The sequence below is a fragment of the Komagataeibacter xylinus genome, from assembly GCF_004302915.1.
Taxonomy (GTDB): domain Bacteria; phylum Pseudomonadota; class Alphaproteobacteria; order Acetobacterales; family Acetobacteraceae; genus Komagataeibacter; species Komagataeibacter xylinus_C.
In genome coordinates, this window is record NZ_QQBI01000009.1 from 13469 (window position 1) to 38315 (window position 24847).

26 protein-coding genes are annotated in these 24847 nt (G+C 65.5%); 8 read left to right on the top strand and 18 right to left on the bottom strand.

Annotated elements, in window-relative coordinates; genetic code table 11:
• Positions 1 to 106: 106 nt before the first annotated feature.
• A complete protein-coding gene (locus tag DV027_RS07670) occupies positions 107 to 922 on the top strand; it encodes a lipid-binding SYLF domain-containing protein (protein WP_207303448.1) in 816 nt (271 codons plus the stop codon).
• 52 nt (positions 923 to 974) lie between these two features.
• On the opposite strand, the gene mltG is transcribed toward DV027_RS07670, so the two are convergent.
• From mltG to DV027_RS07720, 10 genes are all read right to left on the bottom strand, one after another.
• A complete protein-coding gene (gene mltG / locus DV027_RS07675; protein WP_130731286.1) occupies positions 975 to 1985 on the bottom strand; it encodes an endolytic transglycosylase MltG in 1011 nt (336 codons plus the stop codon).
• Positions 1986 to 2042: 57 nt separating this feature from the next.
• The gene (gene fabF, locus DV027_RS07680; protein ID WP_242621792.1) at positions 2043 to 3308 is read right to left on the bottom strand and encodes a beta-ketoacyl-ACP synthase II; all 1266 of its coding nucleotides are present in this window, start codon (positions 3306 to 3308) and stop codon (positions 2043 to 2045) included.
• Between the two features lie 92 nt (positions 3309 to 3400).
• The gene (locus tag DV027_RS07685) at positions 3401 to 3640 is read right to left on the bottom strand and encodes an acyl carrier protein (RefSeq protein ID WP_003618476.1); all 240 of its coding nucleotides are present in this window, start codon (positions 3638 to 3640) and stop codon (positions 3401 to 3403) included.
• Positions 3641 to 3896: 256 nt separating this feature from the next.
• Positions 3897 to 4652, bottom strand: coding sequence for a 3-oxoacyl-[acyl-carrier-protein] reductase (gene fabG, locus DV027_RS07690; RefSeq protein WP_130731368.1), 756 nt, complete (start codon positions 4650 to 4652; stop codon positions 3897 to 3899).
• 68 nt (positions 4653 to 4720) lie between these two features.
• On the bottom strand, positions 4721 to 5707 hold the full coding sequence (gene fabD, locus DV027_RS07695; RefSeq protein WP_207303449.1) for an ACP S-malonyltransferase: 987 nt from the start codon (positions 5705 to 5707) through the stop codon (positions 4721 to 4723).
• A 57-nt stretch (positions 5708 to 5764) separates the two neighbouring features.
• Positions 5765 to 6292: a YdcF family protein gene (locus tag DV027_RS07700; RefSeq protein WP_130731289.1), complete on the bottom strand. Its 528-nt coding sequence runs from the start codon at positions 6290 to 6292 to the stop codon at positions 5765 to 5767.
• A 6-nt stretch (positions 6293 to 6298) separates the two neighbouring features.
• Positions 6299 to 7573 carry a class I SAM-dependent methyltransferase gene (locus DV027_RS07705; RefSeq protein ID WP_130731290.1) on the bottom strand — a complete coding sequence of 425 codons (1275 nt, stop codon included), beginning with the start codon at positions 7571 to 7573 and terminating at the stop codon, positions 6299 to 6301.
• Positions 7574 to 7581: 8 nt separating this feature from the next.
• Positions 7582 to 8340, bottom strand: coding sequence for a glycine betaine ABC transporter substrate-binding protein (locus DV027_RS07710; protein WP_130731291.1), 759 nt, complete (start codon positions 8338 to 8340; stop codon positions 7582 to 7584).
• A 37-nt stretch (positions 8341 to 8377) separates the two neighbouring features.
• Positions 8378 to 9259, bottom strand: a complete 882-nt coding sequence (locus DV027_RS07715) for a Dabb family protein (RefSeq protein WP_408884457.1) — start codon at positions 9257 to 9259, stop codon at positions 8378 to 8380.
• Positions 9260 to 9295: 36 nt separating this feature from the next.
• Positions 9296 to 10120 (bottom strand): acyl-ACP desaturase, encoded by an 825-nt coding sequence (locus DV027_RS07720; protein ID WP_130731292.1) that lies wholly within the window; start codon positions 10118 to 10120, stop codon positions 9296 to 9298.
• A 186-nt stretch (positions 10121 to 10306) separates the two neighbouring features.
• On the opposite strand from DV027_RS07720, the gene sucC reads away from it, so the two are divergent.
• From sucC to DV027_RS07755, 7 genes are all read left to right on the top strand, one after another.
• Positions 10307 to 11506, top strand: coding sequence for an ADP-forming succinate--CoA ligase subunit beta (gene sucC, locus DV027_RS07725; protein ID WP_130731293.1), 1200 nt, complete (start codon positions 10307 to 10309; stop codon positions 11504 to 11506).
• Positions 11507 to 11511: 5 nt separating this feature from the next.
• Positions 11512 to 12384 carry a succinate--CoA ligase subunit alpha gene (sucD, locus tag DV027_RS07730; protein ID WP_130731294.1) on the top strand — a complete coding sequence of 291 codons (873 nt, stop codon included), beginning with the start codon at positions 11512 to 11514 and terminating at the stop codon, positions 12382 to 12384.
• Between the two features lie 109 nt (positions 12385 to 12493).
• Positions 12494 to 13504 carry a biotin synthase BioB gene (bioB, locus tag DV027_RS07735; protein ID WP_130731295.1) on the top strand — a complete coding sequence of 337 codons (1011 nt, stop codon included), beginning with the start codon at positions 12494 to 12496 and terminating at the stop codon, positions 13502 to 13504.
• An 87-nt stretch (positions 13505 to 13591) separates the two neighbouring features.
• The gene (gene queE / locus DV027_RS07740) at positions 13592 to 14227 is read left to right on the top strand and encodes a 7-carboxy-7-deazaguanine synthase (protein WP_130731296.1); all 636 of its coding nucleotides are present in this window, start codon (positions 13592 to 13594) and stop codon (positions 14225 to 14227) included.
• Between the two features lie 2 nt (positions 14228 to 14229).
• The gene (gene queC, locus DV027_RS07745) at positions 14230 to 14970 is read left to right on the top strand and encodes a 7-cyano-7-deazaguanine synthase QueC (protein WP_130731297.1); all 741 of its coding nucleotides are present in this window, start codon (positions 14230 to 14232) and stop codon (positions 14968 to 14970) included.
• On the top strand, positions 14963 to 15490 hold the full coding sequence (locus tag DV027_RS07750; protein WP_130731298.1) for a 6-pyruvoyl trahydropterin synthase family protein: 528 nt from the start codon (positions 14963 to 14965) through the stop codon (positions 15488 to 15490). Before queC ends, DV027_RS07750 begins: the two co-directional genes overlap by 8 nt.
• 31 nt (positions 15491 to 15521) lie before the next feature.
• Positions 15522 to 16982 (top strand): SulP family inorganic anion transporter, encoded by a 1461-nt coding sequence (locus DV027_RS07755; RefSeq protein WP_130731299.1) that lies wholly within the window; start codon positions 15522 to 15524, stop codon positions 16980 to 16982.
• Positions 16983 to 17470: 488 nt separating this feature from the next.
• Here the strand turns inward: DV027_RS07755 and DV027_RS17465 are convergent, their stop codons facing one another.
• The 8 genes from DV027_RS17465 to coaE form a co-directional block, all read right to left on the bottom strand.
• Positions 17471 to 17638 carry a DUF4304 domain-containing protein gene (locus DV027_RS17465; protein ID WP_165399142.1) on the bottom strand — a complete coding sequence of 56 codons (168 nt, stop codon included), beginning with the start codon at positions 17636 to 17638 and terminating at the stop codon, positions 17471 to 17473.
• A gap of 23 nt (positions 17639 to 17661) precedes the next feature.
• A complete protein-coding gene (locus DV027_RS07760) occupies positions 17662 to 18564 on the bottom strand; it encodes a hypothetical protein (RefSeq protein WP_130731300.1) in 903 nt (300 codons plus the stop codon).
• Positions 18561 to 19511 (bottom strand): MlaD family protein, encoded by a 951-nt coding sequence (locus tag DV027_RS07765; protein ID WP_130731301.1) that lies wholly within the window; start codon positions 19509 to 19511, stop codon positions 18561 to 18563. The genes DV027_RS07760 and DV027_RS07765 overlap by 4 nt, the downstream gene beginning before the upstream one ends.
• On the bottom strand, positions 19511 to 20206 hold the full coding sequence (locus DV027_RS07770; protein ID WP_130731302.1) for a P-loop NTPase family protein: 696 nt from the start codon (positions 20204 to 20206) through the stop codon (positions 19511 to 19513). Before DV027_RS07770 ends, DV027_RS07765 begins: the two co-directional genes overlap by 1 nt.
• A gap of 2 nt (positions 20207 to 20208) precedes the next feature.
• The gene (locus DV027_RS07775; RefSeq protein WP_130731303.1) at positions 20209 to 21105 is read right to left on the bottom strand and encodes an MlaE family ABC transporter permease; all 897 of its coding nucleotides are present in this window, start codon (positions 21103 to 21105) and stop codon (positions 20209 to 20211) included.
• Complete coding sequence (locus tag DV027_RS07780) at positions 21102 to 23444, bottom strand: adenylate/guanylate cyclase domain-containing protein (RefSeq protein WP_130731304.1); 2343 nt, start codon at positions 23442 to 23444, stop codon at positions 21102 to 21104. Before DV027_RS07780 ends, DV027_RS07775 begins: the two co-directional genes overlap by 4 nt.
• Before the next feature lie 95 nt (positions 23445 to 23539).
• Complete coding sequence (gene dnaQ, locus DV027_RS07785; protein WP_130731305.1) at positions 23540 to 24220, bottom strand: DNA polymerase III subunit epsilon; 681 nt, start codon at positions 24218 to 24220, stop codon at positions 23540 to 23542.
• Entirely contained in the window at positions 24217 to 24846 is a 630-nt protein-coding gene (gene coaE / locus DV027_RS07790) for a dephospho-CoA kinase (RefSeq protein WP_130731306.1), read from the bottom strand. The genes dnaQ and coaE overlap by 4 nt, the downstream gene beginning before the upstream one ends.
• Position 24847 lies beyond the last annotated feature (1 nt).

Sequence of the window (24847 nt, forward strand, 5' to 3'; positions counted from 1 at the left end):
ATGCCACGCAGGCTTGCCTTGAGAGCCATGATTCAGCCATGAACACAGACCACTCCAGTGCACGGACCGTTTTGGTGGATCTGCCGTGACGAATCGGAAAGGGAGCATGGGTTTGCACAAGTTTCATCTCATCAGGACGTCACTCGCCACGCTGGCCCTGATGATGCCGCTGCACGCCGCGATGGCCGCCAGCATGGAAGAAGAACAGAGCCTGGTGGACCGCGCCACGCTGACCGTGCGTGACATGTTCTCAGGCGCCACGGCGGGCAGCAAGGTTACCCGTTACCTGGCCGAATCGCGTGGCGTGATTGTCTGCCCCTCTGTGTTCCGCATGTCGATCGCTTTTGGCGGCGGTGGTGGCGGTTGCGTATTCCTCACGCGTGATGCCCATGGCTCCTGGTCTGATCCCGCCTTCTACCGCATGTCATCGGCCAATTTTGGCCTCCAGCTCGGCATGCAGGATGTGCAGGTAATGCTGTTCGTCATGACAGATCAGGGCGTGCAGTCGCTGCTCGACAGCCAGATGAAACTCAGTGCGGATGTCGGCACCTCCTTCGCCTCATCGGGTTCCGGGCTGGAAGCCGGCACGGCGGGCGAGCACAACACCTCCATCAAGGGCGTGCAGAAATCCAAGGGCCTGTTTGCAGGCGCTGCCCTTGGTGGCTCCAAGATGCGGGTCAACAGTGCGGCCAACCGCGCCTATTACAACCAGATTGTAGGACCGGAAGATATTGTGGTGTCCATGCGGGTGAACAACTCGGGTGCCGACCCTCTGCGCTCCGCCCTGACCGAAGTGCTGGCCGCCGCGCAAAGCCGCCCGGACAAGAACGGCCAGACCACCACCCCCACCACGCAGCCCCAGCAGCCCATGGAAACCGCGCCTTCTGGCTCGGTGAGCAGCCAGAGCCTGCCTGCACAGTAACAGAAACGTCCGGGTGCCGCCTTTTTAAAAGGCGGCATTTCTTTTGAAGCTTTCAGTCATTCGTGCCTGGGCTGGCCTGCGCTGCTGCGCGCCTGCTGGCCCGGAAAGCCGCCACATGACGGTTATGGTCATCAAGCGTGCTGGTAAAATCATGCCCGCCCAGTCCATTGGCCACGAAATAAAGCTGGTCGCCCTGAGCCGGATGGGCTGCGGCATAAAGGGCCGCCATGCCGGGCGAACAGATCGGCCCCGGCGGCACGCCAGCAATCACGTACGTATTGTAAGCCGTAGGCTGCTGCAGGTCGGCATGCGAGAGCGCATGCCCCAGCGGCCCTGCCCCCTTGTTCAGCCCATAGACCACGGTCGGGTCCGACTGAAGCCGCATGCCCTGATGCAGGCGGTTGAGGAACACGCGCGCCACCATGGGGCGTTCGGATGCAATGGCCGTTTCACGCTCGATCATGGAGGCCAGCACCAGCAGGTCGTGACGGTTGACGATGGCCGGATCCACCACGCGGCTTTCCCATGCCTGATCGATGGCGCGGTCCATGGCATGCTGCATGCGCGCCAGCATCTGCGCGCGTGGCATGCCCCATTCATAATCATAGGTGAGCGGCATGACCGACCCCTCATCGGGGAAAGGAAAGCTGCCATCCATAAAGGGCGCGTGTTCCAGCAGGTTGGCGATCTGGATGGCGGAGAGCCCCTCCGGCACGGTCAGCCTGTGCACGACCGGCTTGCCATGCCGCAGCACCAGCAGCACCTGATGGATGGAGGCATGGGCGGGAAAGACCAGTTCGGCGGCATGAAAAGCGCCATCAACGCGTGTCAGCACGGTAGCGGCCTCGAACACCTTCTGCGCAAGCCAGCCCTGCTCGACAATGCCCGCAGCCTGCAGGCTGGCCAGGACCTGCCCGGTTCCGCCATGGGGCACGACCAGCGTGCGCTGCTCAGCCAGCGGGCCGGGGGCATTGTACTGCCGCACGCCCATGAACAGGGTGCCAAGGCCTGACAGCACCAGCACGAGAAATGCCAGCCCACATACCGCCAGAACCCTGCGCACGCCCGCTCCTTCGCCCTATGCCTGAAATGAAAAGGGGCGCCCTTGGGCGCCCCGGTCCTACACGCCGCGCAGGATGACGCTGGCGTTGGTGCCCCCAAAGCCGAAGCTGTTGGACAGGATGGTGTCGATCTTGCGCTCCTGCGCCGTATGCGCCACCCGGTCGATCACGCTCTCGCGTGAGGGATTGTCGAGGTTGAGCGTGGGCGGGGCCACATTGTCGCGAATGGCGAGGATGGAATAGATCGCCTCGACCGCGCCTGCTGCACCCAGCAGGTGCCCCGTGGCCGATTTGGTGGAAGACATGGCCAGCTTGCGCGCATCATCGCCAAACAGGCGCTCGACGGCATCAAGCTCAAGGTCATCGGCCATGGTGGAGGTGCCATGGGCGTTGACGTACTGAATGTCAGCCGTGGTCAGGCCCGCGCTGCGCACGGCGTTCTGCATGGCGCGGAACGCGCCTTCATGGCCTGCGGCAGGCGCCGTGATGTGGTGCGCATCCCCCGACATGCCATAGCCGATCACCTCAGCGTAGATTTTGGCGCCGCGCGCTTTCGCGTGCTCATATTCTTCCAGCACCACGATACCGGCGCCCTCACCCATCACGAAACCATCGCGGTCACGGTCCCACGGGCGGGAGGCTTTTTCCGGCGTGTCATTGAAGTGGGTAGACAGCGCCTTGGCCGAGCAGAACCCCGCAATGCCCAGCGGGCACACGGCGGCCTCGGCCCCACCGGCCACCATCACGTCGGCATCGCCGAGCATGATCATGCGGGCGGCATCGCCAATGGCGTGCACGCCGGTGGCGCAGGCGGTCACGACCGAATGGTTCGGCCCCTTGAATCCGTATTTGATCGAGACATGCCCCGAGACCAGGTTGATCAGGGCGGACGGGATGAAGAAAGGCGAAAGCCTGCGGGCCCGGCCTTCCTTTACCGTCACGGATGCCTCGTAGATGGTCTGAAGACCGCCGATGCCAGAGCCGATCATGACGCCGGTGCGGCAGCGATCCTCTTCCGATTCCGGCTTCCAGCCTGAATCCTCGACCGCCTCGGTGGCCGCGACAAGACCGAGATGGATGAAGCGGTCCATCTTTTTCTGGTCCTTGACGGGCACCCAGTCCGAAAGGGTCAGGCCGCCACTTTCCGTAGGCCCTGCGGGCACTTCGCCCGCAACCTGCGCGGGCAGGTCAGAGGCGTCGAACGATGAGATGCGGCCAAAGCCGTTCTCTCCGGCCACGATACGCGACCAGTTGCGCTCAACACCCAGTCCGAGTGGGCTGACCATACCCATACCGGTTACGACAACGCGCCGCTGTCCAGACATTGATCCGGTAGACTGCATCAACCCGCCCTGCTTCCTGAAAGTAACGATACCTGACTGAATTCGTAATAACTATTGATCGACAAACGGGTCGATCAGGCAGCTTTCTGCTTCTCGATGTAGTCGATCGCGTCCTTCACGGTCGTGATCTTTTCAGCTGCATCCTCGGGGATCTCGACGCTGAACGCTTCCTCGAACGCCATGACCAGCTCGACCGTGTCGAGGCTGTCGGCGCCCAGATCGTCGATGAAAGAGGCATCCGGGGTGACCTTGCTTTCGTCAACACCAAGGTGCTCGACTACGATCTTCTTAACCTTATCGGCGATTTCGCTCATCTGTCTCTGCTTCCTGTCTGCCCCTAAAGAAACGGGCGGTTCGAAACGTGTTCGTCCTGTAACGTCCCTGCAAACCGATGACGTACACCGGCCCGCTTCGGACGAAGCTGCGGGCGATTAGCACGGTTTTGATGCAATCGCCAAGGCGGCGTTTGCATTTCCTGTCCGCACGCCCCGCAATTAAGGGGACAGCTGGGCTGTCAGGACTATCTTTTTTGTCACTTCAGGCCCGCTGTCCAGCAAAATATCACATTGCTCAGACCATCGCCATGCCACCATTGACATGAAGCGTGGCCCCAGTGACCCATCCGGCCTCATCCGATGCCAGATAGACCACCGCCGGTGCGATGTCACCGGGCTGGCCCATGCGGCCGAGCGGGATGGAACCGACCAGCTTTTCCTTCTGCGCTTCAGGCAGCACGTCGGTCATGGCGGTCTGGATGAAGCCCGGCGCCAGCGTGTTCACGGTCACGCCACGGCTGCCCGCCTCCTGCGCCAGCGACTTGCCCATGCCGATCATGCCTGCCTTGGCGGCGGCGTAGTTGGCCTGGCCTGCATTGCCCGTCACCCCCACCACGGAGGCGATGTTGATGATGCGCCCAGCCCTGCGGCGCAGCATGCCCTTGAGTGCTGCGCGGCACAGGCGGAAGGGGGCGGCGAGGTCCACGTCCAGCACGCGGCTCCAGTCCTCGTCCTTCATCCGAATCGCAAGCGTGTCGCGCGTCAGCCCCGCGTTGTTGACTAAAATGGCAAGCGGCGCACCTGCCGTTTCCTCGGCTGCGGCGACCAGCGCATCGGCCGCCGTGGCATCCGACAGGTCAGCGGGGCAGACATGCAGGCGGTCAGCACCACCTTCAGCCCCGATGCTGGCCGCGACCTCCTCCAGCACGGCCTGGCGCGTGCCTGACAGCACCACCGTGGCCCCCTGCGCATGCAGCGCGCGCACGATCTCGCGCCCGATTCCCCCCGATGCACCGGTTACCAGCGCTACTTTTCCATCCAGCCTGAACATGAGCTGTCCGTTCCCTTCGGTATCCATCAATCAGAATGCCCCCGGCACGCGGGCCGGGGGGCGTTGTTTCAGCGCGCGGCCAGATAGGCTTCGATATCGGCCGGCGTGCCGACCGAGCGGGTCGCGACATCGCCATTGATGCGCTTGACCAGCCCCGCCAGCACCTTGCCCGAGCCGATCTCGACAAAGCTGTCCACGCCCATGGCCACCATCGCATCCACGCTTTCGCGCCAGCGCACGGTGCCGGTAATCTGGCGCACCAGCAGGTCGCGGATCGTGGCCGGGTCACTCACCTTGGCCGCCGTTACGTTGGCTACCACGGGCACGACGGGGGCCTTGATCTCGGCCTCGTCCAGCGCCTTGCGCATGGCCTCGGCCGCGGGTTCCATCATCGAGCAGTGGAAGGGGGCGGAGACCGGCAGCTTGAGCGCGCGCTTGACGCCCTGCGCCTTGGCCAGCTCGATCACGCGGTCGATCGCCGCCATCTCGCCCGCCACGACCACCTGGCCGCCGCCATTGTCGTTGGCGACTTCGATGATCTGTTTGTGGGTCCTGCCTGCCTCATCGGCAAACGTCGCGGCCTCTGCGCACAGGCTGGCGGCGCGCGCCATGTCCATGCCCACGCCAATCAGGGCCGCCATGCCGCCCCTGCCCGGCGGCACGGCAGCCTGCATGGCGTTGCCGCGCAGGCGCAGCAGGCGGGCGGTCTGGGCAATGCCCAGCGCACCGGCAGCCGCAAGGGCCGAATATTCGCCCAGCGAGTGACCCGCCACCAGCGCCACGTCGCGCTTGAGCTCCACGCCGCCTTCGCGCTCCAGCACCCGCAGCACGGCCAGCGAGACGGCCATGAGCGCGGGCTGGGCGTTGTCGGTGCGGGTTAGGTCCTCCATCGGGCCTTCGAACATGAGTTTGGAGAGATGCTGGCCCAGCGCCTCATCAACTTCCTGGAACACTTCGCGCGCCGGGGCGAAGGCCTCGGCGAGGTCGCGCCCCATTCCAACTGACTGACTTCCCTGACCGGGGAAAACAAAGGCTTGCACAGGCATGACTTCCATCCAGACTAACTATGGTTCTTGGGTTCATCCGCGTGATGCGGGCTGGGGCGGGCAGTGTCAATCACCATCGCGCCCCGCGCGGAGCCGGTAGGCTGCCAGCAAAAGCACATCCCACGGCACGGCTGCCACCTCGCGCAGGCGCCAGAACCACCGCCTGCCCCACCGGCGGGCGGCGGGCACGGGTGGTGGCGGCACGCGCACCACCGGCCAGCCCATCATGCGCATGAGCACAAGGCAGCGTGGCAGGTGATAGGCGCTGCTGGCCACCGCCACCGGCCCCACATGCCCGCGCTGGCGCAGCAGCCGCGTGCAGGCGATGACGGAGGCCAGCGTGTCGGGTGCGGTACCTTCCACCAGCACGGCATCAGGCGGCACGCCCGCGGCTTCCAGCATGGTGGCCATGACATCGCCCTCACGCAGGCCCGAAGGGGGCGACACACCTCCGGTAGGCACGTACAGCACCGGGGTACGGGCCGCGCCAAAGGTGTAGGCGGCCGCCACCCGCAACCACAGGGTGCGGCCCGGCGCGCCATCAGGCTGGAGCCTTGCGCCGAATATGACGATGGGCAGCGGCGGCTGTGGCATGGTCCCTCAGGCAGGCGCGCGCAGCAGCACCCGGTTGAGCGATTCCAGCGTGGTGAACATCTGCGCCCAGATTTTGGCAAAGCGGCTGGCCGAGACACCCCGCGTTTCCATGATGGCGGCAAGATCGGCCACCGTGCGCTCGCCATCGATCAGCGGCAGGATGCCACGCGCCTGCGGCGGCAGGGCAATGGCCACCTGAAGCGTGCCGAACGCGAAGGGCAGCCGGTCATCGCCCCCCATCATGCGGGCGAGTTCAAGGCCGGGAATCTCGCGCATGACGGGCACGGCATCTGGCGCAAACGGGTCGGCCCGCACAACCGGCTCGCCCATGCGGCGCACATAGGCGACATGGGTGGCCATGTTGCCGGCCACGTCCTCCGCCACGGCCTGGCGGGCGCGTTCGGGCAGGGCCGCAATCCGCTCGCGCAGGCGTGGGTCAGGCAGCAGCAGGGCGGGGTCGTAGCGGGCGGGTTCCATCAGGCAGGCCGCCGCCAGCCCCGCGCGGTCCAGCAGGGCGTGGAAGGCTGTTATGTCATAGGCCCTGTCACGCGGGTTGAGCAGCAGGTCATACAGCCCTGCGTCGCCCCCGGTCAGGTGATCGCCAAAATTGGTATTCTGCCGCAGCCAGGCGGTGGCGGGCAGATGGCGCATGACGCGGCGGGCCACGTCGAGCCGCCCCTTCGGGGCCTCATCCACCGGGGCAAGGCGCTCAAGGGCATCTTGCAGCATATACACGCCCGTGCGGCCATAAGGCGCATAGACCATCAGCCCCATGCCGCCACCGGGCGCAAGCACGCGCTCGAGGGCCGCAAGCCCCGCATCGGGGTCGGGCAGGTGATGCAGCACGCCGCAGCAGTCGATGTAGTCGAACGGGCCGGGGGCCACCTGCGCGATATCGGTCAGGTCGCCGCGCACGAAGCGCATGTTCTCCAGCCCGCGCACCGCAGCGCGTTTGCTGACAATGTCGAGCGCCGCGGGCGAGCGGTCGAGGCACAGCACCTCACCCGGCCGCCCGGCCCGCGCCATGTGGGTGGCCAGCATGATCGCGCCATCACCCGTGCCGCACCCCGCCACCAGCACCCGCAATGGCTGCGAACGCGGGCGGGTGGCGCCAAACACCCAGTAATCGATCTCGCGCAGGTGGCTGGGGCTGCCGATCAGCAGCCTGCTCTTTTCCTCACGCGGGTCGCGGGCGGGATAGGGGTAATGCTCGTACTGGGCAAGCAGCCCGGCATCACGCCCGTCATGCGGGGTGGGGATGGCGCTTTCATCACGGGTCATGACGGGCCTCAGCGCGGCAGCAGCTTGCCGCGCTGCCAGGCCTCGGCGGCGTCTTCAGCGCTCATGCCCTCGAAGCGCATGGCATGGTCGAGCGCGCTGACCACCTTGTTGCCCAGCGTCAGTTCATCAAGCTCGTCAAGCAGGTCGGTATCCATTTCGGGCCGGGCGGCCGAGCGCAGCAGGATGCGGGCTTCTTGCTCCGCGCCGTAGCTGCCCTTGGGGTCATCGAGTGCGAGCAGCTTCTGGCCGTAATGCACGAAGGAAGGCTGCCAGGCGGGAATGATCTCGGGCAGGCTGGCCTCAAGCACCCGGGCTGCGTGGTCATATGCCTCCGCATCGGGGCGTGCGGCGATGGTGTAGCCCGCCTCGGTCAGGTTATAGGCGGCCACGACCTGGCGCACCCGGTCGAGCAGCGAGGCGGGGGTCACGATCTCGCGGCTTACGGGGCAGTCGGCCGCGGCAAGCCCGGCAACCGAGGTCACGCCCGTGGCCGCGGCCTCGGGCACGCCCCAGCCAAAGGCGGGGCGATAAAGCTGGCCGAAGGCTTCCATGCCCAGCTCGGGGGCGAGGAAGGCGGCATCGACATCAGGCAGCCAGGCCGAGACGAACAGGTCCACATCGCCACGGCGCATGTGCTCGATCATCTCCGCGCGCGGGGCAACGACGTATTCGATTTCCAGCTCATAGGCTTCAAGCACGCGGGCGACAGCGGCGGCGGAGGCCTGCTGCACGGTTTCATCAAGGTGCCCGAGGGTCACGGTGGTCATGTAGTTTCACTCCTTGGTGGCAAGTGTGCCCGGCCCGTCAGCCCTGCTGCTGGGGAACCTGCGCCGCGTGCCCGGTCTGGACCGGCGCCCTGTTCTGGGGATGCGCGGATGCAACGGCATAGTCAAATACGAGGGTGGTGACGATATAGGGTGCCGCGAATTTCTTGAAGGCTTCATGCGCGGGGTCGAAATAGGCCGGGTCCGTCACGACCGGGCGGCCCACGTAATAATTGCGATCCCCCTCCGAGCGGAAGGTGACCACGAAGGCCTGCTGCAGCCCCTCATCCGCGCCCTCGCCGCTGATCTGGGCGCCGGTCTCGATCGAGACGACAACGGGCGAGCCATCCTCGCGCCGCGACGTGCGGGCCAGCGCCAGGAACCGGCGCACCACCTCCGCACGCTGGTCATCGGTGATGGTGGGCAGAAAGCGGAACAGCACGATATGGCGCACAAGGCCGCGATGAAAGTCCGCCGAGGTGAAGCGCAGCAGCCCCACCTGCGAGGCCATGAGCCGTTCAGCGCGCGTGGCATCGCTGACCGGCGGCTCGGCTGGCGCTGCCGCCGCACTGGCCGGAGCGGGAGCCGCAGCGGCGGCTGGGGCCGGGACTGAAACCGGGGCCGCAGGAGCGGCTGATGCAGGGGCCTGAGCTGGAGCCACAGGAGTAGTCGAGGCCGGAGCCTGAACCGGGGCCACAGGGGCGGCTGATGCCGGAGCCTGAGCCGGAACCACAGGAGCAGTTGATGCCGGAACCTTAGCCGGAGCCGGGGGCACAGGCGCAATCGGGGCCGGAACCGGGGCCACGGCGGCGTCCGGGGCGGGCGTTGCAGGCGCGTCATCCGCCCACGCGGTTCCCGCCATGAACAGGCAGCCCGCCGCGATGATGGCAGCCTGTCCCGCCCTGATGTCACGCACCTTCATTTTCAGTCTTCGTTCCTTTCATGCGGCAGCACGGGGTCAGGCTGCGGCGGTCATCCGCGCGAATTTGCGCTGGCGCATCATGAGCAGGCGGTACACCGCACTGCTGATCAGCCCGCTCAGCCGCCCGTGGGGCGTCCAGCCAATGGTTTTCAGAATCATGCCCGTAACCCGCACTGCATGGCGCGGCTTGTACAGCCGCAGCGCACGCGACATGTAGGCCGCAATGCAGCGGCGGTGGTCGTAGGGCGTGGAGGCGGGCTCGTTGGTGGTGTGGAAGGCGGACGCCAGTTCGTCATCCTCGCTTTCCGTCACCCGGCCCAGGGCGATGCGGGTGCGCTGCCATGCGCCCAGGCGCTCACGCCGCAGGTAGCGGCGCATATGGTCATAGAACAGCTTGAAATGGCGGTATTCGTCCGCCGCGATCTGCTTGCATATGGCCTTGAGCAGCGGCTCGTCGGTGGCATCGGCCAGGGCGCTGTAAAAGGAGGACGTGCCCGTCTCGACCATGCAGCGCGCGATCAGCTCCCCCGTGCGCGAGCCACGGATGGAGGCATTCACGTCAAGGTCGAGGCTGTAGGCCTGCCGGTAGCGGGTGAAGGCGGCCATGTAGTCCCAGCTCGGGTCGGCCAGCATGGCCCAGCGGCCCAGCGCATCGCCGTGCTGCACTTCCTCCACCGCCCAGTTATCCGCCGCACGGGCAAAGGCGGGGTCATCGGCAAAGACGTTTTTCAGGTAGCGGGCATAATCAAGGCCATTACGCTCCACGACCGATGCTGCCTTGATGACAGGTATCATGTCAGGGTCCACCCGTTGCGGGTCGAAACTGTTCCAGTTCATCTGTTCAATGCGCCAGTGTTTCATCGCAACCTGCTCTTGTATTTTTTCTCCATTAAGGCGCGCACAGCGTGCCATTGATGAAGAGGACATGACACATGTTTCATGTTTACGCCAATCCTGACACCATCCCACCCCCTGTCATTGCGCTGCCAAATCATGCTAGGGGGCTAGCCCGACACCGCCAATAAGAACGACAGATTGGGTCGCCACATGAATATTCATGAATATCAGGCAAAGGCGCTCCTGCGCTCCTACGGCATGCCCGTGCCTGAAGGACATGCCGCCACCACCGCCGATGAGGCCACCGCCGCAGCAAAGGCGCTGGGCGCGCCGGTTACCGTAGTCAAGGCGCAGATCCACGCCGGTGGGCGCGGGGCCGGGCATTTTGCGGGCAAGCCCGAGGGCAAGGGCGGCGTGCGCCTCGCCCGCACGCCCGCCGAGGTGGAACAGGCCGCCCACGCCATGCTTGGCCAGGTACTCGTGACCAAGCAGACCGGGCCTGCGGGCCGCCTCGTGCGCACGCTGTATGTCGAATCCGGCTGCGACATCGCACGCGAGCTGTATTTTTCCATGCTGGTCGACCGGGTGACCGGGCGCGTGGTCATTGTTGCCTCGCCCGATGGCGGCATGGAGATCGAGGAGGTCGCCGCCCGCACGCCCGAGCGCATCTTCAAGGAATATATCGACCCCGCGAAGGGCCTGTGCGACTACCAGTCACGCGCACTGGCCGTGCGCCTGGGCCTGAAGGGACGCGAGATCCGCGCGTTCCAGAGCGTGGTGCGCGCGGCCTATACCGCCTTCACCAGCCTTGATGCCGCCATTGTCGAGGTCAACCCCCTGGTCGTGACCGGGGCGGGCGACCTGCTTGCCCTCGATGCCAAGATGTCGTTCGACGAGAACGCGCTCTACCGCCACCCCGAGATTGCGAAGCTGCGCGACGAGCACGAGGAAGACCCCCGTGAGCGCGAGGCGGCCGAATACGGCCTGGCCTATGTGGGGCTGGATGGCAATATCGGCTGCATGGTCAACGGCGCGGGCCTGGCCATGGCCACGATGGACATCATCAAGATGGAAGGCGAGGAGCCGGCCAACTTCCTCGATGTTGGCGGCGGCGCGTCAAAAGAGCGCGTGGCGGCGGCCTTCCGCATCCTCATCGGCGACCCCAAGGTGCGCGGCATCCTGGTCAACATCTTTGGCGGCATCATGCGCTGCGACGTGATTGCCGAGGCCATCATCGCCGCCTCACACGAGACCGGGCTGAACGTGCCGCTGGTGGTGCGTCTGGCGGGCACCAATGTCGATCGCGGCAAGGCGCTGCTGGCTGAATCCGGCCTGACCATTATCCCCGCCGATGATTTGGGCGATGCCGCCCGCAAGATCGTAGCCGCCGTCCGTAACGCGGGAGCCTGAAGCGCATGTCCATTCTCGTCAACAAATCCACCAAGGTGATCACGCAGGGCTTTACCGGCGCGCAGGGCACCTTCCACACCGAGCAGGCGCTGGCCTACGGCACCCACATGGTCGGCGGCGTGACCCCCGGCAAGGGTGGCAGCGTGCATCTGGGCCTGCCGGTGTTCGACACCGTGGCCCAGGCGCGGGATGCGACCGGGGCTGATGCATCGGTCATCTACGTGCCGCCCGCCGGCGCCGCCGATGCCATCCTTGAGGCCATTGCCGCAGGCATTCCCCTGATCGTGTGCATTACCGAGGGCATTCCCGTGCAGGACATGGTGCGCGTGCGCGCCGCCCTCGAGCTGTCGGGCAGCCTGCTCATCGGCCCCAACTGCCCGGGCATCATCACGCCTGATGAATGCAAGATCGGCATCATGCCCGGTCCCATCCACCGCCGCGGGCATGTGGGCATCGTCTCGCGCTCGGGCACCCTGACCTATGAGGCCGTGGCCCAGACCACCGCCATCGGCCAGGGCCAGAGCACCTGCGTGGGCATTGGCGGCGACCCGGTCAAGGGCATGGACTTCACCGATGTGCTCGCCCGCATGATCGAGGACCCCGACACGCATTCCATCGTCATGATCGGCGAGATCGGCGGCACGTCGGAAATCGACGGGGCGGAACTGATCCGCGCCAGCGGCACGCACAAGCCCGTGGTGGGCTTCATTGCCGGTGCCACCGCCCCTCCCGGCCGCCGCATGGGCCATGCGGGCGCGGTCATTACCGGCGGGCACGAGACCGCAGGCGCCAAGATCGAGGCCCTGCGCGAGGCGGGCATCCATGTCGCCCCCAGCCCCGCCGAACTGGGCACGACACTGGCCCGCGTGCTAGGCTGACCCCCGTTTCCGGCGATGGCGCCATAGGAATAAAAGAGTGGCCATCGCCGGTTTTGTATGGCACAGCCGGAAGCGTTTTTTCCACCCCCTGCCAGAGGACCTGAGCCCGATGCCCGATGGGAGCAGCCCGGATACCCTGCCCTTGCATGGCACCGCCATGCCCCCCGTCCGCACGGACTGGACACGCGATGAAGTCGCGGCCCTCATGGCCCTGCCCTTCCCCGACCTGATCTACCGTGCCCAGACCGTGCACCGCGCACGCTTTGACCCCACGGAAATGCAGATATCCACCCTGCTGTCGATCAAGACCGGCGGCTGCCCGGAGGACTGCGCCTACTGCCCGCAGAGCGCGGTGCATGAGGATGGCGGTGTCAAGGCCAGCCGCCTCATGGCCGTGGAGGAAGTGCTGAAGGAAGCCCGCGCCGCCAAGGCCGCGGGGGCCGCGCGCTTCTGCATGGGGGCCGCGTGGCGCAGCCCCAAGGAGCATGACCTCGAGACCGTGTGCGCCATGGTCGAGGGCGTGAAGGCGCTGGGGCTGGAAAGCTGCGTGACCCTGGGCATGCTCGACAACAGCCAGGCCCACAAGCTCAAGGATGCCGGGCTGGACTACTACAACCACAACATCGATACCTCGCCCGAATATTATGGCGACATCATCTCCACCCGCACCTTCCAGGACCGGCTCGATACGCTGGAGAACGTGCGTGACGCGGGCATCAATGTCTGCTGTGGCGGGATCGTGGGCATGGGCGAGGACAGCACCGACCGCGCGGGCATGATCGCCACCCTGGCCAGCCTGCCCCGCCACCCCGAGAGCGTGCCGATCAACATGCTCGTGCGCGTGGAAGGCACGCCGCTGGCCGACAGGGCCGAGGCGGTTGACCCGATCGAATTCGTGCGCACCATCGCTGCCGCCCGCATCACCATGCCCGCCAGCCGCGTGCGCCTTGCCGCAGGCCGCGAGGACATGAGCGATGAAGCCCAGACCCTGTGCTTCCTGGCGGGTGCCAACTCCATTTTCTATGGCGAACGCCTGCTGACCACGCCCAATCCCGCCGCCCTGCGCGACCGGCAGTTGCTGGACCGGCTGGGCATGCATACATCACACAAACAGGGCTGAACCCGACGCGGCCGGGCGGGGACCGGCCGGGGCATTTTCCCATGCTGGCCCTGTTCATCTGGCCACGTGCATCACGAAATCTGGAACATGTCCTATACCGTAAAGGAAATCTTCCCCACCCTGCAGGGTGAGGGCGCACAGGCTGGCCGCACCGCCGTGTTCTGCCGCTTTGCAGGCTGCAACCTGTGGAGCGGGCTGGAGCGCGACCGTGCAAAGGCCATCTGCCAGTTCTGTGATACGGATTTCATCGGGACGGATGGCGCGGGCGGCGGCCGCTTTGCTGATGCCGATGCCCTGGCTGATGCCATCGCCGCACAATGGCCCGGTCCTGACACCGCGCGGGCCTTCGTGGTGTTTACCGGCGGCGAACCCCTGCTCCAGCTTGATGCGGCGCTGATTGCCGCAGTCCATGCACGCGGTTTTGAAGTGGCGGTGGAAACCAACGGCACCCTGCCCGCCCCCGCCGGTATAGACTGGCTGTGCGTCAGCCCCAAGGCGGGCGCCGTGCTGGTGCAGAAATCGGGGCATGAACTCAAGCTGGTCTACCCCCAGCCCGACCTGATGCCCAAACAGGTGGCGGAACTGGATTTCGGGCAGTTCTGGCTCCAGCCCATGGATGACGCGCGCCGCGACCACAACACGGCGGCAGCGGTTGACTACTGCATGCGCCACCCGCAATGGCGGCTGTCGCTCCAGACCCACAAGCTGATCGGGATCCCCTGAACATGAGCGTTTCCCCTCCCCCTCCCTCCAGGCCCGAGAACGAAGCAGCCCTGGTCCTGTTTTCCGGCGGGCAGGATTCAGCCACCTGCCTCGCCTGGGCGCTGGCGCGGTTTGGCCGGGTGGAAACGCTGGGTTTTGATTACGGGCAGCGGCACGCGGTGGAGCTGGAATGCCGCGCCACGCTGCGCGATGGCATGGCGCGGCTCAACCCCACATGGGCGCAGCGCCTCGGCGCCGACCACACGCTTGACCTCGCAGCCCTTGGCACCGTGTCGGACACGGCGCTGACGCGCGAGGCGGAAATTGCGCTGACCGAAGGCGGCCTGCCCAACACCTTCGTGCCCGGTCGCAACATCATCTTCCTCACCTTTGCCGCAGCCCTGGCCGCGCGCCGCAATATTCGCCACATCGTGACTGGCGTGTGCGAGACGGACTATTCCGGCTACCCCGACTGCCGCGATGACACGATCAAGTCCCTGCAGGTCACCCTCAACCTCGGCATGGCCAGCCATTACATCCTCCATACCCCGCTCATGTGGATCGACAAGGCCCAGACCTGGGAGCTGGCCGAGCAGCTTGGTGGCGCGGCACTGGTGCGGCTGATCAACCACGAGAGCCACAGCTGCTACCTCGGCACGCGCGGCGTGCTGCATGAATGGGGGCATGGGTGTGGCACATGCCCGGCCTGCCTGCTGCGCAAGGCGGGGTGGGAGCGGTTCATGGCACAGAAACACCATGTTTGAACTGGTTTTCAGCCGCCGCTTTTCCATGGCGCACCGGCTGCTGGCAGGCAGCAGCGAGCGCTGCGCCCTGCCGCACGGGCATAATGAATACGTGCGCGTGCACCTGCGCGCGGCAACACCCGCGCCGCTTGATGGCGGCGCGAACATGGTCATGCCCTTCGAACGCGCCAAGGGGGTGTGGCATGGCTTTATCGACAACCATGTCGACCATGCGCTGCAACTTGCCGAGGGCGACCCGCTGCTGGCGTGGTTCCGCCAGCATGAACCCGGGCGCGCGGCCCGCATCATGGTCACGCCGGGCGACCCCACGACCGAACTGCTGGCCTGCCTGCTCATGGCCAAGCTCAATGCCTTCCTTGCCGCCGATGGCGGGGCGCTGACCTGTGCGGCCATCGAAATACAGGAAACGCCCACCAACACGGTCCGTTACAGCGGCGACCCGCTCGCGGTCCTGCCCCAGCCCCGCGCGGCCCCCCGATGCTGGTGGCGGCGCGCGGACATGACCATAGCCGACACCTGATTCCCCTACCCTGAAAGGTCCCGTTTTTTACATGTCAGCACTTGCCCGCTACCGCCAGGAATGGTTCGGCAACATCACGCGCGACACCCTGGCCGGGATGGTCGGCACATTCGCGCTGATCCCCGAGGTCATCGCGTTTTCCTTCGTGGCGGGGGTGGACCCGGCCGTTGGCCTTTATGCCTCCTTTGTCATCAGCGTGGTCATTGCGTTCACGGGCGGGCGGTCAGGCATGATCTCGGGGGCCGCGGGCTCGGTGGCGCTGGTGGCGGCAGCGCTGGTGCGCGGGCATGGCGTGCAGTACCTGCTGGCGGCCACGCTCCTGTGCGGCCTGCTGCAGGTCCTGTTCGGCATTCTCAAGCTCGACGTGCTCATGCGCTATGTCTCGCGCCCGGTGCGCACCGGGTTCGTCAACGCGCTGGCCATCCTGATCTTTTCGGCCCAGCTGCCGCACATGCTGCATGTCACGTGGCATACCTATGCCATGATCGCGCTGGGGCTTGTCATCATCTACATGGTGCCGCGCTTCTTTACCGCCATCCCCTCGCCGCTCATCTGCATCGTGGTGCTGACGGTGGTGGCCGTGGCCTGGCCCATGCCGCTGCACACGGTGGCCGATCTGGGCCGCCTGCCCGACAGCCTGCCGCATCTGGTCCTGCCTGATGTGCCATTCTCGCTTGATACTCTGGGCATCATAGCACCCTACGCCCTGGCCATGGCCAGCGTGGGCATGCTCGAATCCATGATGACCGCCCGCGTGGTCGATGACATGACCGACACCCACAGCAGCAAGAAACAGGAATGCATGGGCCTTGGCGTGGCCAATATTGCAGTCGGCATGTTTGGCGGCATCGCAGGCTGCGGCATGATTGGCCAGACGGTGGGCAACCTGCGCTATGGCGGGCGGGGGCGGCTTTCCACCTTCGTGGCGGGCGCGTTCCTGCTGCTGCTGATGGTAGCATTGCGCCCGTGGGTGGCGCAGGTGCCGGTGGCCGCCCTCGTTGCGATCATGATCATGGTCTCGGCCAGCACGTTCTCATGGGGGTCCCTGCGTGATCTGGCGCACCACCCGCGCACGACCAGCATCATCATGCTGGCTACCGTTGCGGTTGTGGTGGGCACGCATGACCTCGCCGCAGGTGTTGCCGTGGGCGTGCTGCTCAATGGCCTGTTCTTCGCCTTTCAGGTGTCGAACATGCTGTCGGTCTCCAGCACGCTTTCACCCGATGGCCTCAGCCGCACCTATATCGTGAACGGGCAGGTGTTCTTTGCTTCATCCGACGGGTTTACCGATGCGTTCGACCTGCATGACACCGCCCGCGACATCACCATAGACCTCACCCATGCCCATCTGTGGGACATGACCGCCGCTGGCGCCGTGGAAGAACTGGTGGGCCGGATGAAAGCGCTGGGCATGCAGGTGCGCCTGACCGGGCTGAACACGGCCAGCGCCACGCTGATCGAGCGGCATACCGGGCTGGAAAACCTGACCTGAAAGGATCTTCTGGCGGGCGGGCATGACCCTCCTGCTGCGCCAGATTCAGGCCCGTTTGGCCTGTGTCATGCAGGCGGCATGATGGCCGCCTGCGGCCAGCAGTCACGGCAGGGAATGGGAGACCCATACCTGCTGGGCCATGATCCGGATCTGGCCGGAGCCTTGCTGGTCCGAAGAGGCACCGCCCTACCGCATCATGCCGCGCTGCAGAATGCGCGGTTCATTCCAGCCCGGAGGCTTGCCCGGGGGGCGGCGCCACAGGCAGCGATGGCCACAAGGCTGGATCAGACAGTTTTTCGATCGTGACTGCCGCAAGTTCCTGCGGCGCATGCTGGTCAAACCTGAACCACTTCGCCTTGAGATACGTATCCTCCGGGGTAATACACTCCCTTTTGCACTTCATGTGCCACGCCATCACCTTGCGCGGCGATATGAATGTCCCCGGGCCATCGTATAGTCCTGTGGCGCGCATCGGGGCACTTCCAGCACTATCCGCCACCACGCAGGTCGATTGCATCGGGATCGGCACGCCGGAAGTGGGTCAGCGATCCCCTGAACCCCTGCTGGCGCAACCATGGTACAACGCTGGCCTTCAGTTCACGGTCCATATCCGCGCGGGTATGGGTCACCTGCCTGGCCTCGTGTGTAGAGGGCACGCGCCCCGGTCGCCATCAAGTGGCTATTTCGTGCTTTTTCCCTTGCCCGTGGCCGAAGTCGCGGCGGGCACGGCAAAAGGATCGGTCACCGTGGCCGTGCCTGCAAGTTTGGCCCACTGGTCGGCCGCCGTCGTATCACCCGCCTGTCGCGCGCTCTGGCTGGCACGGGCATAAAGCTGGGCTGCCGCCTGTGCATTGCCTGCCCTGGTCGCCGCGCGGGCGGCTACGCCAAGGGCGCGGGCCATGTCGCGGTAATGCACCTGTGTCTGGCGGATGGTCGCGGCCTGCAGCGCATCCTGCCAGGCGGTCTGGGCGCTGCCGCCGGTGGCGAGCAGGTTGCGGGCCGCCATCTCCCTGGCATCCGCGCTCCAGCTATCGGGCAGCTTGCCGGTCAGCGTCTCGAAATACGCCGCGACCGAGGCCAGTGTCGCATGATCCCCGCTCTCATCGGCAATCAGCCCACGGATGAACTGGCCTTTCTCGGCAATGTCAGGATCCTGCGCGCCCGCGGCAAGGGCGGCCTGTTGCGCGGCTTCCCCCTCGCGGCCCAGCCGGTGCAGCGCGCCGGCCTGCACCAGGTCCAGCCCCGTATCATCCGTCGTCTGCCCGCGCAGCGCCAGCGCCGCCCGGGTTGAGGTAATGGTGGCCAGCGCATCCTGCGGCTTGTTTTCATCAAGCTGCACGGTGGCCAGATTATAGCCTGCATCGCCTATGGCCGTAACGTCATCACGCGCCACGGCACGCTGGCCTGCCGCACGGTACTGCTGTTCGGCCACTGCAAGGCGGTCAAGCCCCACGGCATCGCGCCCGGTATCCATGTCCTGCGACAGGGTGCTGTCGGTCGGGGGGGGGGGGGTCTGCGCCCCGCCGCAGGCGGCAAGGCCCAGTGCAAGGCCCAGTGCCGCATAGTTTTTTTTCATCTTCATGGCTGCACCTTCTGCGCGGGAAGACGGGCATGGCCCTTCTTCACCTTGTTGCCGCTGCCGCCCAGCAGCCACATGCCCCGCATCTGGTCAACCAGCTTCTGCAGGCTGGCGGCCGTGGTCTGGGCCTGCACCAGAAGGACCGGAAGCTGCTGGCTGGCATCCTTCAGGTTGCTGGTGATGGCGGGTGTTGCATTGCTCAGGTCGCCCGTCGCCTTCTGCACGTTGCTCATCGAGGCACTGGCCTTGTCCATCACGGTGCCAAGCTGCTTCTCGATCGGGGTCAGTTGGCTGACCGTGGCGTCAAGGCTGGTGATCATCTGTTCCGCCTGGCGGATCAGGTCATCATTGGTCATGAGCCGCCCGATGGAGCCCTTGCCCGCATGCATGTCGGTAATGGTGGCATCGAGCGTTGCCATCATGTGCTGGGCGTTATCAAGAACCGGGATCACGCGGTCACGGATATCGCTGAAGGTCTGGGTAATGGTATCGGCCGGGTTGGGCGCGTTGGTGGCGCTGAGCACGGCGTAGCTCCAGTCCAGCTTCTCGCCCACGCCACGCGAGATGTCGATATAGCTCGCCCCTGCCACCACGAAGCGCTTGCGGATGATGGCCGTGCTGTCGTGGCGGATATAGGGCTCGATGTCGGGGTCGATCTCGGCAACGGCGTACATGCCGCCCGAGGGGTTGATGCGCACGCGGCGCACCGTGCCCGCATGGATGCCCATCACCTCGAGGTCATCGCCAACGGAAAGGCCGCTCACCCCGTCTTCAGGCAGCACGATGCGCAGCCTGCCCGCGGGCGTGAGCCAGTCGCGCAGCACGCCAGCCTCGATCACCGCGCCAAACAGGATGACAAGGGCGACCAGAACGAGGATGCCCACCCATTCATCGGCGTAACGGACGCGCACAAGCTGCCGGATTCCGTCTGACTGTTGTTTCTGCACCATTACACCACCCGCAGGGAAAAAAGACCTTCGTCAAGAAGGCGCATGTGGATATTCACCGCCTTACGATAGGCATGCCACGCAGCAGAGGAGCGGACGAACCACAGCACCCCGCAGCCACGGTCGCGCGCAGCGGTCATCGTTTCAAAAAACGGCAGGACCGTCTCTTCTGGCAGCATGTCCGAGATATCTTCCAGTATCAGCAGGTCCGGTCGCCCCATGAAGGCCCGCACGCAGGCCGCCCGCGCCAGATCCGCGCTGGAAAGCCGGTCTGGCGCGGTAATGGGCAGGCCGGGAAAGCCGAAAGTATGCCCAAGCTCGGTTGCGCGCCGGACCACGTGCTCGAACGGGTCTGTCGTATGGTACAGGTGCGGCAGCATGATGTTGAGATGCGTGCCGAACAGGCTCAGCCAGCTACCATGGCGCGAGATGCGGCCAATACGCCCGCGCAGCGCGTTGAGCTGCCGGTCATACAGCGTGCTCCAGTCCAGCCCCATGAACTTGATGCTGCCCTGCGTGAGCGGGATCATGCCCGTGCACAGGTCAGCGAACATGGCGGCGCGCTCGAAGTCACGGCAGTCGATCACCGCGCATTCACCCGGCATGATGCGCAGGTTGTAGGGCGCGGGCATGAGGCCGCTTTCCTCGAACGAGGGCACGGCGTCGCGTAGTTCCAGCAGGGGCGCGTTTGCTGCCATGGTCAGAAATCCAGCATGAAGAGGATATTGACCACCAGCACCAGCATGATCCCGCGGGCGAAGCCGCGCGGCATGATGGTGGCCATCGTATCGTTGCTGCTGACGGTCAGCCCCGAAATGCACGCCCCCAGCCCGACAAAGAAACCGACAAGCACGAATTTGAGCGGGATGATGAGGTAATCCCACGTGGTCATGGCGGCCAGCACGTTGAAGAAGAACGTCCAGACCGAGGAGGTGATCGCACCGCTGGCATGCGCCACCACAAACCCCATGAGCAGCGACACGACCGCGAAGATCATGCCCAGCGTAAAGCCACCCACCGTAAAGGCGAAGGTGCGCGGCATGACCAGCGCCAGGAAGGGGTCGATGCCACGCGCCTGCAGGCCGCGCACCTCGCCGCCAAGCACCATCATGCCGATCTCGGTCAGCGACAGCATGCCACTGCGGCCCATCAGGATGATGCCCACGAGAATGGGCGCGATTTCACGCACCAGCACCGATACCAGGATCGAGCCCGTCATCTGCGCCATGCCGGCATAGCCCAGCCAGTACGCCGCCTGCGACACGACCATCAGGCCCGCGAGGGTTGCGGTAATGACAATGCTCAGGAAGCCGCCGCCAATCACCTGCCGCAAGGTAGCGCGGAATTCATAGATGACCGGCCGACGCCATGAATTGGGGCGCAGGCTCTCGCGCAGCGTGCCCCACCCCGCCCCGATCAGCAGGAGCGTGAAGCGGACCTGGTGGCGCGTCAGCCGCCCGAGTGCCGCAAGCCAGGGCGCGAAACGCCCGACCAGCGTAGCGAAACGGTCCGTATCCCCGCTCTCCTCTGGCGGGGCCATCTGGGCCAGCACGCTTGATGCCTGCTGCTCGGGCGGCGGGGGAGCGTTCTGTGTCATCGCCGCCCGGCCAGCACATAGGTGCGCGTCAGACCCGCGCCGGGAATGAAGAAGCGCCCGCGCTCACGGAACAGGAAGTTCTGGCGCAGCTGGTGATAGACGTCCTCCGTCACCTGAATGGTGCCGACATCGGGCGCGCCCTGCGCCATCATCTCGGCCATGCCCATGGCATCGCCCCACAGGTTGAAGGCCTGCGGCGCGTTGCCGAGCATGCCGCCAAAGACGGGGCCGACATCAATGCCGATGCGGAAGACGGGGTCGAGGTCTTCCTTGGCCAGGACGGCCAGCGTGTTTTCACGCATCATCAGCGCCGCATTGGCCATGCGGAAGACCGCTCCCTTGTCGGGCGTGTGCGAGCAGCCCGCCACGCACACCACGCGGTGGCCAAGCATGCGGATGGAGAACAGCCCGCACTGACGGGCGATGTCCTGCAGCATGCCCGCCATTGAATCGATCAGCTTGAGGTTGGCCATCGGGTCGTTCTGGGCTGTCATGACCATGTCCGACAGGCTGATGACCATGATGGCCACGGCAGGGAAGAACCCTTCCATATTGGCCAGGTCCTGCGCCGAGGGCTGGCCGTTCATGCCCAGGCTGCCGGGCGCCAGCAGGAAGCCCTGGCTGGGATCATGCGGCACTTCATCGGGCGAAGGCTCGGATTCCAGTTCCTCGCGCGCGGCGGCCACCGCCGTGTAATGCTGGGCGGAGAAGCGTGCCGCCGTAACGCCTGCCATCATCTCCACGAAATGGGAGACAATCCCCGCCCGTGGCGCATCCTCAAGCGTGATGACGCCAACCGGGCCGCTGCTGCCCAGAATGGGGCTGCAGAACAGCGCCCGGCTGCCAAACGAGCGCATGTAGATGCGGTAGAACGCCCCGACCCGCTCATCGGCCGCCGCATTCTCCGTTGTCAGCACATCACCATGCGAGACGGCATCGAAAAAGGTCTTGAGGTCCGTGGTGGCCATCTCGAAGCCACCGGAATGCACATCCTGCTGCCTGTCGTAGGAATCGATGCACATCAGCGTATGCCCGTCATGCAGGATACGCCAGATGGCGGCCCGGCGGGCATGGGACTGGTCGGCCAGGGTCTCGGTCAGCAGCAGGGCGTTATCTTCGGGATTGAACAGGTCCGGGTAGGTCGCGACCGATTGCAGGGCATGGCTCTCGTATGTGGCCACGGCGCGGGACCTGGCAATCTGCGCGCGCATGTGGTCGGCCCGGCGCGCCTGCAAAAACAAAAGCAGGCCCAGCCCCGAGGCCAGAATCACGACCAGCACGGTAAAGAGCAGGTTCTGCCGCCCATCCGCCATGGCGAACTGCGAGAAGTCATCCTCCGGCGCCACGAGCAGCAGCACCCAGCTATCGGTGCCAACCGGCAGGTTGGCCGTGATGGTGACGTAGTTCTTGCCTTTTACACGGACCGTGCGCGCCCCATCGCCATGAACGCGGTATTCATCAAACGCCTTGGTCATGACCGGAAAGTGATTCGGGTCGAGCTTCATCCTGTCGGGGTCGCCACCTGCGGCGGCCTCGGCCTCCTGCATGCCGTGGCCTGCCAGCACATGCCCGTCGCGATCCATCAAGATGGCGTTGCCGCTTTCACCAATGCGCAGGGAATTGAGGAATTTGTTCAGATGCGCCAGCGACATGTTGATGGCATAGACATAGGTCTTGTCATCCTGCCCCTTATAGGGAATGGCTGCCGTAAGCGTCAGCTGCCGCGTCACTTCCACGATATAGGGATGGGTCCAGTGCAACTGGCCCGCCTTGACCGTATCGGCAAACCAGGCATGGCCGCGCGGGTCGTAGCTGCCGCCGGGGGTCTGCCACTGCCTGAGCACCTTGCCATTGGCGTCACGCAGTTCATGGGTGAAGACGGACGGCTTGTTCGCCTCCCTGACCAGGGTGGTCAGAGCCACTTCCTGCTCGTTCTCGCCATGTTCGAGCGTGCTGAAATTGCCATCGCCATCAGCGATGTAGAAGGACTGGATCTGCGGCACGTTGCGCAGCATGGTGCTGCTGTAGCCCATGAAGATCTTCTGTTCCACCGCGGGCGCGCCATGTTCGAGCATGTCACGCGCCACCACGCTGCCGGACGATGCCGGGGCGAGGAAGGAATTGACTTCCTTGGCGATGTAATCCTGCTGGCTGACCAGCAGTTCATGCGTCAGGGCAAGGGCGCCGGTGCGCACCGTGCGGTAGGAATGCCAGCCAAAGCCTGCGATGATGGCAATGATGCCCACCACGCACCCGACGGGCACGCCCACATGCAGCAGGAAACGCTTGACCTGATCGGAAGGGGCAATCGTGGGATCGACAATCTCGTCCGTGGACAATGCTCTCTTCCTGTTCAACACATCAGGGCCGGTGGAAGGGCAAGCCTAGACCAAAGCCGCCCGAACGGCCACTCCCTTTGTTACATACCGCCTATTCAGCTCAGCCACACGGGGTCGGACAGGGCGGCGACGAAGGCCTGGTGGGCCTCGATTTCCGCTGTGTCGGGGCGCACGCGCACGGTCACATGCCCTGCTGGCCGTGCGTAGGTGTAGGTGGCAATGCCGCCCCCCCCTTCGGCCACCGAAAGGCCAAGCCCGCGCTGGCGGCCGCCGGTCAGTTCAAGATAGACCTCGGCGAGCAGCTTGCAGTCGAGCAGGGCGTTATGGGTGGTGCGGGCGGAGAGGTCGATGCCAAAGCGGCGGCACAGCGCATCAAGGCTGTTGGGCATGCCGGGAAAGCGCTCGCGCGCCATGTCCAGCGTATCGACCATGCGGCCCATATCAAGTTCAGGCAGGCGGGCGCGGGCGAGTTCCGCGTTCAGGAAGCCGAAGTCGAAGCGCGCATTATGCGCGACCAGCGGGTCACTGCCCACGAACTCGAGGAAACCGGGGGCAATCTCGGCAAATTTCGGCTTTCCCTCAAGGTCGGCATAGGTAAAGCCATGCACGCGGGATGCCTCCTCGGGCACGTCGCGCTCGGGGTCGATCAGCACATGGAAATTATTGCCCGTGGGCAGGTCGCCCATCAGTTCCAGCGCCGCGATTTCAATCACGCGGTCACCCTTGAGCGGGTCGAGCCCCGTGGTTTCCGTATCAAACAGGATGGAGCGTTTCATGCGGGCTTTCCTTTATGGGCCGCCCATGCGGCGGGGCTGGCGGCGTGCATGGCGCGCAGCAGGCGCCTGACCTGCCGCAGCGTGTCATGCCGCGACAGCCCGGTTTGAATGACGATATCGGCCCTGCGCCGCCGGGCGGCATCGGGCATCTGGCGGGCCAGCACGGCATCAAGCTGCGCGGGCGTCATGGTGCCACGCCTCAGCACGCGCGCGCGCTGGATGGGGGCGGGCGCGCTCACCACCACCACCCTGTCACAGATCCGCTCGGCCCCGGTCTCGAACAGGAGCGGAATATCAAGCACCACCCACCGGCACCCATCACGCCGCGCCCGCTCAAGGAAGCGCGTGCGCGCGGCCCGCACCAGAGGGTGCATGATACCCTCAAGCCCGCGCATGATGGCAGGCTCGGCCAGCGCCGCGCGCCGCAGCGCCGCGCGGTCAAGCACGCCATCGCGCACGCAACCGGGTACCAGCTTTTCAATGGCGGGCAGCGCGCGGCCATGCGGGGCCTGAAGCGCGCGCACCGTGGCATCGGCATCGAACACGCGCAGGCCCGCGCGGCGCAGCAGGGCCGCCATGGTGGACTTGCCCATGCCGATCCCGCCCGTAAGGCCGAGCACCCGCATG

What these genes read in the sequence shown, in the direction of transcription:
- DV027_RS07670 (WP_207303448.1), top strand. Translation starts at nt 107, where the DNA reads ATGGGTTTGCACAAGTTTCATCTCATCAGGACGTCACTCGCCACGCTG.
- fabF (WP_242621792.1), bottom strand. Translation starts at nt 3,308, where the DNA reads ATGTCTGGACAGCGGCGCGTTGTCGTAACCGGTATGGGTATGGTCAGC.
- DV027_RS07685 (WP_003618476.1), bottom strand. Translation starts at nt 3,640, where the DNA reads ATGAGCGAAATCGCCGATAAGGTTAAGAAGATCGTAGTCGAGCACCTT.
- fabG (WP_130731368.1), bottom strand. Translation starts at nt 4,652, where the DNA reads ATGTTCAGGCTGGATGGAAAAGTAGCGCTGGTAACCGGTGCATCGGGG.
- fabD (WP_207303449.1), bottom strand. Translation starts at nt 5,707, where the DNA reads ATGGAAGTCATGCCTGTGCAAGCCTTTGTTTTCCCCGGTCAGGGAAGT.
- DV027_RS07700 (WP_130731289.1), bottom strand. Translation starts at nt 6,292, where the DNA reads ATGCCACAGCCGCCGCTGCCCATCGTCATATTCGGCGCAAGGCTCCAG.
- DV027_RS07705 (WP_130731290.1), bottom strand. Translation starts at nt 7,573, where the DNA reads ATGACCCGTGATGAAAGCGCCATCCCCACCCCGCATGACGGGCGTGAT.
- DV027_RS07710 (WP_130731291.1), bottom strand. Translation starts at nt 8,340, where the DNA reads ATGACCACCGTGACCCTCGGGCACCTTGATGAAACCGTGCAGCAGGCC.
- DV027_RS07715 (WP_408884457.1), bottom strand. Translation starts at nt 9,259, where the DNA reads ATGAAGGTGCGTGACATCAGGGCGGGACAGGCTGCCATCATCGCGGCG.
- DV027_RS07720 (WP_130731292.1), bottom strand. Translation starts at nt 10,120, where the DNA reads ATGAAACACTGGCGCATTGAACAGATGAACTGGAACAGTTTCGACCCG.
- sucC (WP_130731293.1), top strand. Translation starts at nt 10,307, where the DNA reads ATGAATATTCATGAATATCAGGCAAAGGCGCTCCTGCGCTCCTACGGC.
- sucD (WP_130731294.1), top strand. Translation starts at nt 11,512, where the DNA reads ATGTCCATTCTCGTCAACAAATCCACCAAGGTGATCACGCAGGGCTTT.
- bioB (WP_130731295.1), top strand. Translation starts at nt 12,494, where the DNA reads ATGCCCGATGGGAGCAGCCCGGATACCCTGCCCTTGCATGGCACCGCC.
- queE (WP_130731296.1), top strand. Translation starts at nt 13,592, where the DNA reads ATGTCCTATACCGTAAAGGAAATCTTCCCCACCCTGCAGGGTGAGGGC.
- queC (WP_130731297.1), top strand. Translation starts at nt 14,230, where the DNA reads ATGAGCGTTTCCCCTCCCCCTCCCTCCAGGCCCGAGAACGAAGCAGCC.
- DV027_RS07750 (WP_130731298.1), top strand. Translation starts at nt 14,963, where the DNA reads ATGTTTGAACTGGTTTTCAGCCGCCGCTTTTCCATGGCGCACCGGCTG.
- DV027_RS07755 (WP_130731299.1), top strand. Translation starts at nt 15,522, where the DNA reads ATGTCAGCACTTGCCCGCTACCGCCAGGAATGGTTCGGCAACATCACG.
- DV027_RS07760 (WP_130731300.1), bottom strand. Translation starts at nt 18,564, where the DNA reads ATGAAGATGAAAAAAAACTATGCGGCACTGGGCCTTGCACTGGGCCTT.
- DV027_RS07765 (WP_130731301.1), bottom strand. Translation starts at nt 19,511, where the DNA reads ATGGTGCAGAAACAACAGTCAGACGGAATCCGGCAGCTTGTGCGCGTC.
- DV027_RS07770 (WP_130731302.1), bottom strand. Translation starts at nt 20,206, where the DNA reads ATGGCAGCAAACGCGCCCCTGCTGGAACTACGCGACGCCGTGCCCTCG.
- DV027_RS07775 (WP_130731303.1), bottom strand. Translation starts at nt 21,105, where the DNA reads ATGACACAGAACGCTCCCCCGCCGCCCGAGCAGCAGGCATCAAGCGTG.
- dnaQ (WP_130731305.1), bottom strand. Translation starts at nt 24,220, where the DNA reads ATGAAACGCTCCATCCTGTTTGATACGGAAACCACGGGGCTCGACCCG.
- coaE (WP_130731306.1), bottom strand. Translation starts at nt 24,846, where the DNA reads ATGCGGGTGCTCGGCCTTACGGGCGGGATCGGCATGGGCAAGTCCACC.